The 8225-nt window shown below is 68.5% G+C and carries 7 protein-coding genes and 1 pseudogene; 6 read left to right on the forward strand and 2 right to left on the reverse strand.

The features are described 5' to 3' along the window. Positions 1-43: 43 nt before the first annotated feature. The 4 genes from AB0I41_RS30360 to AB0I41_RS30375 are packed head-to-tail and all read left to right on the forward strand — an operon-like array spanning position 44 to position 5011. A complete protein-coding gene (locus AB0I41_RS30360; RefSeq protein WP_357114016.1) occupies positions 44-874 on the forward strand; it encodes a DeoR/GlpR family DNA-binding transcription regulator in 831 nt (276 codons plus the stop codon). After that, positions 871-2292, forward strand: coding sequence for an FGGY family carbohydrate kinase (locus AB0I41_RS30365; protein WP_357114017.1), 1422 nt, complete (start codon positions 871-873; stop codon positions 2290-2292). Before AB0I41_RS30360 ends, AB0I41_RS30365 begins: the two co-directional genes overlap by 4 nt. Then, positions 2289-3749 carry an NAD(P)/FAD-dependent oxidoreductase gene (locus tag AB0I41_RS30370; RefSeq protein ID WP_357114018.1) on the forward strand — a complete coding sequence of 487 codons (1461 nt, stop codon included), beginning with the start codon at positions 2289-2291 and terminating at the stop codon, positions 3747-3749. Before AB0I41_RS30365 ends, AB0I41_RS30370 begins: the two co-directional genes overlap by 4 nt. Next, positions 3746-5011, forward strand: a complete 1266-nt coding sequence (locus AB0I41_RS30375) for an FAD-dependent oxidoreductase (protein ID WP_357114019.1) — start codon at positions 3746-3748, stop codon at positions 5009-5011. Before AB0I41_RS30370 ends, AB0I41_RS30375 begins: the two co-directional genes overlap by 4 nt. Positions 5012-5019: 8 nt before the next feature. Here AB0I41_RS30375 and AB0I41_RS30380 read toward each other — a convergent pair. Continuing rightward, positions 5020-5151: pseudogene (locus AB0I41_RS30380) on the reverse strand (IS5/IS1182 family transposase); the annotation flags it as partial. A gap of 167 nt (positions 5152-5318) precedes the next feature. Then, positions 5319-6938, reverse strand: a complete 1620-nt coding sequence (locus tag AB0I41_RS30385) for an IMP dehydrogenase (protein ID WP_357114020.1) — start codon at positions 6936-6938, stop codon at positions 5319-5321. A 134-nt stretch (positions 6939-7072) separates the two neighbouring features. On the opposite strand from AB0I41_RS30385, the gene AB0I41_RS30390 reads away from it, so the two are divergent. Both AB0I41_RS30390 and AB0I41_RS30395 read left to right on the forward strand, forming a co-directional pair. Next, entirely contained in the window at positions 7073-7519 is a 447-nt protein-coding gene (locus tag AB0I41_RS30390) for a hypothetical protein (RefSeq protein WP_357114021.1), read from the forward strand. 100 nt (positions 7520-7619) lie between these two features. Continuing rightward, positions 7620-8027 (forward strand): hypothetical protein, encoded by a 408-nt coding sequence (locus AB0I41_RS30395; RefSeq protein WP_357114022.1) that lies wholly within the window; start codon positions 7620-7622, stop codon positions 8025-8027. Positions 8028-8225 lie beyond the last annotated feature (198 nt).

Raw genomic sequence — 8225 nt, forward strand, 5'->3', positions numbered from 1 at the left:
CAAGGCCGGAGGCCGGCACATGCTCCCCGATAAACGCCGTGAGATGATCTTGCGCCTGCTCGAAGAACGCGAGGTCGCCAGGCCTGCCTTCCTCGCTGAACAGGCCGGGGTATCAGTGGAGACCATCCGCCGCGACCTGGTCTCGCTCGAGCAGGAGGGCGCGGTCCACCGCGTGTACGGTGGGGTGGCCCGTGCCCGGCTGTCCCACAGCAGCGAACCGTCTCGTGCCGAGCGGCTCGCCCTGCAGGGCGGTGCCAAGGCGGAGATCGCCGCGCTCGTCAGCGGGCTCATCGACGACGGCGACACGGTCATCTTCGACGTGGGGACCACGGTCGAGATGTGCGTGCAAGCCCTGGCCTCCAGCTTCCACGGCCGGGTCATCACCAACAACGTGCCGGTCGTGACCCGGCTGGTCACCCGGCCCGGGCTGGACATCCACCTGCTCGGCGGCCACGTCCGCCCCGACGAGTTGAGCTGTTCGGGGCCGGACACCGTCGCGCTGGTCAAACAGTTCCACGCCGACAAGGCGATCCTCGGATCGGGCGGCGTCCACCCCCAGGCCGGCCTCACCGACTACGACCTCGACGAAATCGCAGTACGGCTGGCGATGATCGACGCGGCGCAGCAGGTCTACGTCGTCGCGGACGCCATCAAGATCGGACATGTCGCGCTCCGCAAGGTCTGTGACTGGGACCGGATCACCGCTGTCATCACGGACTCGGCCGCCGATGCGGAGCAGGTGACCAGGCTACGGGAGGCTGGCGTGGAGGTTCTGCAGGCTCGGTCCGACGACGCCGACGCGCCGACCGCAGGCGATGCGCAGGGTGCCGCGCCGTTATCGGCCCGATACGACGACGACGGCGGTTCACGATGAGCGAGGCGGTCCTGGCCATCGACCAAGGCACCACCGCCACCAAGGCGCTCGTCGTCGCGGTCGACGGCACCGTCCTCGCCGACGCCGAGCAAGCCGTACCGGTGCGCGCCGCCGGTGACGGGGCGGTCGAGATCATTCCTCAGGACCTGTGGGAGTCCGTGGTCGCCGCCGGGCGGGCCGCGATCGCCCAGGCCGGCGTGCCCATCCGGGCGGTCGGGCTGGCCAACCAGGGGGAGTCCGTGCTCGCCTGGGACCACACCAACGGCGAGGCGCTGACCCCGTGCCTGGTCTGGCAGGACCGGCGATCCGCCCAGATCTGCGAGGACCTGCGTCCCGCCGGTGACCGACTGGCCGCCATCAGCGGGCTGCGGCTGGACCCGTACTTCTCGGCACCGAAGATGCGCTGGATCCGCGACAAGATGACCGAGCGCGGCGTGGTGACCACCACCGACACCTGGCTGCTGCACCGGCTCACCGGCGAGTTCGTCACCGACGTGTCCACCGCCTCCCGGTCGATGCTGCTCGATGTGGACACGCTCGAATGGTCCGACGAAGCTTGGGACCTGTTCGGCCTCGACGAGCCACGACCCCGGTTGGCGCGCAGCGACGAGACGATCGGTACCACCAGCGCCTTCGGTGCCACCGTCCCGGTTGGCGGGACCATCGTCGACCAGCAGGCCGCGCTATGGGCACAAGGGGCGCGCGAGCGCGGGCAGAGCAAATGCACCTACGGAACCGGCGCATTCCTGCTCGCCAACACCGGCGACACGGCGACTCGCAGCCCGGCCGGGCTGGCCACCTCGGTCGCCTGGCGCCTGACGGAGCAGACCCGCTACTGCCTCGACGGGCAGCTCTACGCGGTCGGGGCAGCCTTCGCCTGGCTCAACCGGCTGGGCCTGCTGGGCGGCGCGCAGGAGATCGAGACCATCCTGACCACCACGCCGCACTCCGGTGACGTCGTATTCGTACCGGCGCTCGCTGGCCTCGGCGCCCCGCACTGGCAGCCCGACGCGCGCGCCGCGTTTCTCGGCATGTCCCTGTCGACCACGCGTGAGCACCTGGTTCGTGCCGTCTGTGAGAGCATCGCCGCGCACGTCGCGGAGCTGGCCGGCACGGTAGCTGCCGAGCTGCGCCAGCCGCTGACCGCGCTGCGCGTCGATGGTGGGCTGACCCGCTCGCCCGCGTTCCTGCAACTACAGGCCGATGTCGCCGGCGTCCCGATCGTGCCGTGCCACTCACCACACGCGACCGCCTTTGGCGTCGCCGACCTTGCCACCCGTACCGCGTACGGCCACGGCATCGCGGAGATTCCGTCGGCGCCCACGGTCGGGCCACACGCCCGCGCCGGGTGGGCCACCGAGCTGATCGAGCGCTGGCGGACCGCGGTCGCCCTCACCTCGAACTGGAGCACCTTGTGACCTTTGCTGATCCGCCCGCCCACGACGCCGAACCCTATGACGTCGCCGTCATCGGCGCCGGAGTCGTCGGATGCGCCGTCGCGCGCGAGTTGAGCATCCGCGGCGCCCGCGCGGTGCTCATCGAGGCCCGCAATGACGTCGGTGACGCGACCAGCAAGGCGAACACGGCGATCCTGCACACCGGCTTCGACGCCAAGCCGGGCACCCTGGAGTCCCGACTCGTCGCCCGTGGGTACACGCTGCTTTCGGAGTACGCCGTACGCGCCGGCATCCCGGTCGAGGTCCCCGGTGCGCTACTCATCGCCTGGGACCAGGAACAGCTCGACGAACTGCCTGTGCTCGCCGCGCGCGCGGAGGCCAACGGGTACCACCGGACCAGGCCGATCGGAGCCGACGAACTCTACGCCCGCGAGCCCCATCTGGGGCCCGGCGCGCTCGGCGCCCTCGAAGTGCCGGACGAGGGCATCATCTGCCCGTGGACCACCTCGCTGGCGTTCGCCACCGAGGCCGTCCGCCACGGCGCCGTGCTGCGGCTCGATTCGCCGGTCACCGCTGTCACCGTCGGCGACAACGTCACCGTGGTCGAGACCGCGACCGGCCCGGTCGCCACCCGCATCGTCATCAACGCCGCCGGGCTGGGCAGCGACCTGGTGCACGCGATGTTCGGCCTGGACGGGTTCACCATCACGCCGCGCCGCGGCGAACTCATCGTCTTCGACAAGCTCGCCCGGCCGCTGGTCAGCCATGTGCTGCTGCCGGTGCCTACGAAGATGGGCAAGGGCGTCCTCGTCGCGCCGACGGTCTACGGCAACGTCATGCTCGGCCCCACCTCAGAAAACCTCGACGACCGCACCGCCACCGGATCGAGTGAGGACGGGCTGGCGTTCCTGCAGCACCACGGCAGGAGGATCATGCCCGACCTCCTCGCCGAAGAGGCGACGACGATCTATGCGGGGCTGCGGGCCGCGTCCGAACACGACGACTACCAGATCGGCGTTTACCCGCAGCTGCGCTACGCCTGCGCGGGCGGCATCCGCTCCACCGGTCTCACCTCGTCCCTGGCGATCGCCGAGTACCTCGCCGAAGCGATCACGGACGTGCTCGGGCTTCCGCTCAAGCCCATGGCGCATCCCGAAGCCGATCCGCACCCGCCGCACATGCCGAACATCGGTGAAGCGACAGTGCGTCCGTACGCAGACGCCGCGCGGATCGCGGCGAACCCGGAGTACGGCGAGATCGTGTGCTTCTGCGAGCGTACGACGCTCGGCGAGATACGCGACGCGATGCGCAGCGACGTACCACCCCGCACGGTTGAAGGGCTACGGCGACGCACCCGGGCCACGATGGGGCGCTGCCAGGGCTTCTTCTGCGGCGCCACGATCCGTCAGCTGCTCGACGCGCCGGATCCGTCCACCGCGGCGGCGCCCACCACCCGCCACAACGAGGGGGCCAAGTGACATCGACCGGACCAGTAGACACCGACGTAGCCATCATCGGCGCCGGTCCGGCCGGGCTCGCGGCCGCCATCGCCCTGCGGCGGGCCGGGGTCGCCAGGGTCACGGTGCTCGAACGCGAGGCCGTCGCCGGCGGCATACCCAGGCACTGCCACCACGCCGGGTACGGCATCCGCGACCTGCACCGTTTCATGACCGGACCCAGGTACGCGCAGAGCTACGTCGCCCGCGCTACTGCAGCCGGCGCACAGGTGCTGACCTCGACCATGGTCACCGGGTGGACGGCGGACGGCGGCGTGCACCTGACGTCGCCGGCCGGGCGGCGCGACCTCCACGCGTCGGCTGTCCTGCTGGCCACCGGCGCCCGGGAGCGGCCGCGTACCGCCCGGATGGTCCCGGGAGACCGGGGGGCCGGAGTGTTCACTACCGGCCAGCTCCAGCAGGCCGCGTACCTGTTCGGCCAGTCCGTCGGTACGCGGGCGCTCGTCGTCGGCGCGGAACATGTCAGCTACTCGGCTGTGATGACTCTGCGCCACGCCGGTGTGGACGTCATCGGCATGCTCACCGACCGCCCGCACCACCACAGCTATGCGGCGTTCGCACTGGCCACCCGGATTGCGCTGCGGGTGCCCCTGCGAACGGGTACGAGGGTGGTCGAGGTCCAGGGCCGTCCGCGCGTGACCGGTGTCGTCGTCGAGGACATCGCGACCGGGCACCGCCGTACCATCGCATGTGACACCGTCGTGTTCACCGGAGACTGGATTCCCGACCATGAGCTCGCGAGGGCCCGTGGTCTGACCATGGATCCGGGTACGCGCGGTCCCGCCGTGGACGCCGGCGCGGCCACCGACATAGACGGCCTGTTCGCGACGGGCAACCTGTGCCATCCGGTGGAGACCGCCGACGTGGCAGCCCTCAGCGGCCGGGCGGCCGGCCACAGCATCGCTCGGTGGCTTGCTGACCGTCATCGCGCGGGGCGGCAGTCGGGCGTACCCATCGAGATCGACGAGAGCTTCGAGTGGGTACATCCACAGCGGGCGAGCACACTCGTCGACCTGCCCCGAAACAAGATCATTCTACGTCCCCGAGTGTTCGCGAGCGCGGCGTCGATCCGGGTGATGCAGGAAGACCGATGCCTGTGGTCGGGCCGAGTAAGACATCTCGTGCCAACCCGGCCGGCCTTAATCCCGACCGGATGGCTGGCCCGGGTTGATCCGGCGGGAAAACCCGTTCGTATTGAGTCGGCGCTCCGCACACATGATTGAGCCGTCTTTCATCGTGGGTAGCGGGCGTCTTCGGCGGCTCGGAGGACGAGGATGGCCTGCACGGTCGCGGTGGCGCGGCGTGGGCAGCAGCGCAGCGTGGTCAGGATCTTCCAGGTCTTGAGGGTGGCGACGGCGCGTTCCGAGGGCCCGAACTTGGTCTATAAACCGAAGTGGGATGGCTGGCTTCACTGAACTTGTCAACATCATGGGAAGTGGCGCCAGTGTTGGAGGCGTCCGGTAACGCAGTGTGCCCGAAAGCGATGGCCGGACCACCAAACGGCGGTCCGGCCATGTCGATCGCGGGTTCCTATGGGGTGGTGGCGCTCGGTCGGTCGCGGAGCTGAATCTCCGCGCTGTTCTGTAGGAAGCTTTGCTGCGACACCGGCACCAGCACCGCGTTCTCGTGGAAGTCGCCGAGGTTCGTAGCGCCGCAGCTGAGCATGGTGGCCTTCAGTTTGGCGATCGTGGTGTCGACGTTGTCGTAGAGGCTGCCGGCGTAGGGAACATAGCCGTCGACGCCCTCCTCGAAAGCGAGTCGGCTTCCGCCGCCGTGCTCGTAGCGTGTCACGTTCCGGGCCCGGCTCGAGCCCTCGCCCCAGTATTCCTTGAAGAACTGCCCACCGACCCTGACCAGCGGCGCCGGGCTCTCGTCGAACCGGGCGAAGTAGCGACCGAGCATGACGAAGTCGCTGCCGAGCGCGAACGCGATGGCCATGTGTGAGTCGGCCAGCAGGCCACCGTCGCAGCACAGCGGCACGTAGACGCCCGTTTCCTGCAGGTAGGCGTCGCGGGCGGCCACGACGTCGATCAGGGCGGACGCCTGACCGCGTCCGATGCCCTTCTGGTCGCGGGTGATGCAGATCGAGCCACCGCCGATGCCGACCTTGACGAAGTCCGCGCCGGCGTCGGCCAGGTAGCGGAAAGCGCGTGCGTCGACGACGTTGCCCGCGCCCATCCTGACCTCATCGCCGTAGGTGTCCCGGACGAACTTGAGGGTGTCGGCCTGCCAGACGGAGTAGCCGTCGGACGAGTCGATGCAGAGTAGGTCCGCGCCAGCGTCGACCAGGGCCGGGATGCGTTCGCGGTAGTCATGGGTGTTGACGCCCGCCCCCACCCGGAACCGCTTCTCGGCATCAATCGTCTCGTTGCGGAACCGCTTGTGTAGCACGTAGTCGCGCCGCAACACGATGGACTGCAGCAGGCCGGCGGCGTCGACGATTGGCAGCACATCGAGGCGGTGATCCCAGATCAGCGTGTTCGCCTCGGACAGCGACACGGCCGGCTGCGCTGTGATCAGATCGGTGGCGACACGCATCCGCGACTCAACGGAGTCGTTGAGATCATGGCGGCGGGGGTGGAAGTCGTCGGTGGAGATGAGCCCGACGAACAGCCCGTGCGGGCTGCCGTCATCCGTGACGACGGCGACGTCGCGCTCGGCCGAATCGAGCAGCGCGGCCACCTCGCCGAGGGTCGCCGACGGCTTGGTGTTGATGTCGGAGAAGCGGAAACCCGACTTGTGCCGCTTGACCGACGCCACCATGTCGGCCTGCGCTTCGACGGACTGGTTCTGGTGGATGAAACTCAGACCGCCGCACTGGGCCAACGCGATCGCCAGCCGGGGCGAGGAGACGGCCCCCATGATGGCGCTGGTCAGTGGGGTGGCCACTCGGATGGCCGACTTCTCGCCCAGCCGGTGCCGCACCAGGGGCGCGCTGAGGTCGACGTTGGCGGTCGTGCAGTCGGCGGTGGTCAGGTTGGGTAGCAGTAGGTACTCGTTCAGCGTTCGCGACACTTCGTCGAGGATCTTCAAGAACTCTCCTGAGCGGTGGGTCGGCCCGAGATAAAGGGTAGAAGCTAGCACCCGGAGCGCCGCTGGACCCATGCGTGCTGTCCGGCGTTTGGGCGACAACGCCACCTCGGCCCCCATCTGACCTCGGCTGTTTCCGTGTTCACCGAGGGTTGCTAGGCGGTTGCAAGCGGATTGCAGGCGGCGGAGGAGATCATTCAGCCTGCGGCGGCCGTGACGGGGCCGCCGTGCACACGACAAAAAGGAGCACCGCAGTGTATCTACGACGCATCGTGACCGCGTTGGTCGCTCTGGCCGCCATCATGACGGCATCGGCGGTGATCGCCAGCCCGGCCCAGGCGTACTCGGGACCGCACTACTGGATGTACACCGACGACGGCAATCCCGGTGGCCGCGTGGACTTCTGGCCCGACGGGGACATCGTCCAGGTCTGCGACATCCAGGCCGACGGCGCGCACGTGAACGTCGTGCTCCATGACATTTTCACCGGCGCCGGGTACAGCGTCCAGGCGTCCGGCAACGGCAACTGCACCACCCGGCGGGCCAGCATGGGAGGCGTCTATGACCTCAACGAACGTTCCAGCAGCCGGGGCTGCTACCTGTTCAACATCCGCCTGTGGGACGACATTCACTACGTCACCGGCAGCGAGGACAAGGCCGCCTGGTGGAACGACAACGCCGAGAAGCGGTCCGACTGTTGAGGAATTATGTGACATACCCCTGCGATCTGGGCTGATCTCGAACGAAGCGCCCAGAGCACTTTCCGCCCCCGACGAGCACCCGACGACAAGAAGGAGCATGATGGCCAAGCGACAGTGGTCCATTATGGCAGTCATCGCAAGCGCCACCCTCATGGTGGCCTTGTCCGCGCAGCCGGCTCAGGCCAGCGGATCCGTGTGCACCGTGTGGTACGACAACAATTTCTGCTCGGGCGAAGTCAAGTTCGCGTCGGATGGCGAGATCCTCAAGGTTCTCGATCTCAGGGCGGATGGCCATGGCGTCAAGGGATTTCTCCAGCAGTACTACGACTTCAGCTGGCATTGGGTCACACCGTCCAGCGGTCTCTACAACGGGTACGGCAACGGCTGGACAGCGGTGCACGACTACGACATTCCCGAAGGCAGAGACGTGCGCTACCGGGTCTGTCTCACTGATGGCGCCAGTGGCTCTCCGTATGCCTGCAGCGCCTGGGCCATCGACAGCGCCTGACCCGCTTCCCGGCGAAGGGCACGGTGCGTATCGCCTCGGCGTCCATGGGGCCGGTCTATGCGTCTGACGGGCAGTCACATCGTGGACTGGGCCACCTGATGTAGCTAGTGCCGTGACCACGAACGTTCACGGTGTTTGACACGCCGTCCGGCCTGTCGGCCGGGCGGCGCTGCGGCGGTCAGGCTGTGGCGGTGGCAG

It is taken from the genome of Micromonospora sp. NPDC050200 (genome assembly GCF_040656135.1).
Lineage (GTDB): Bacteria > Actinomycetota > Actinomycetes > Mycobacteriales > Micromonosporaceae > Micromonospora.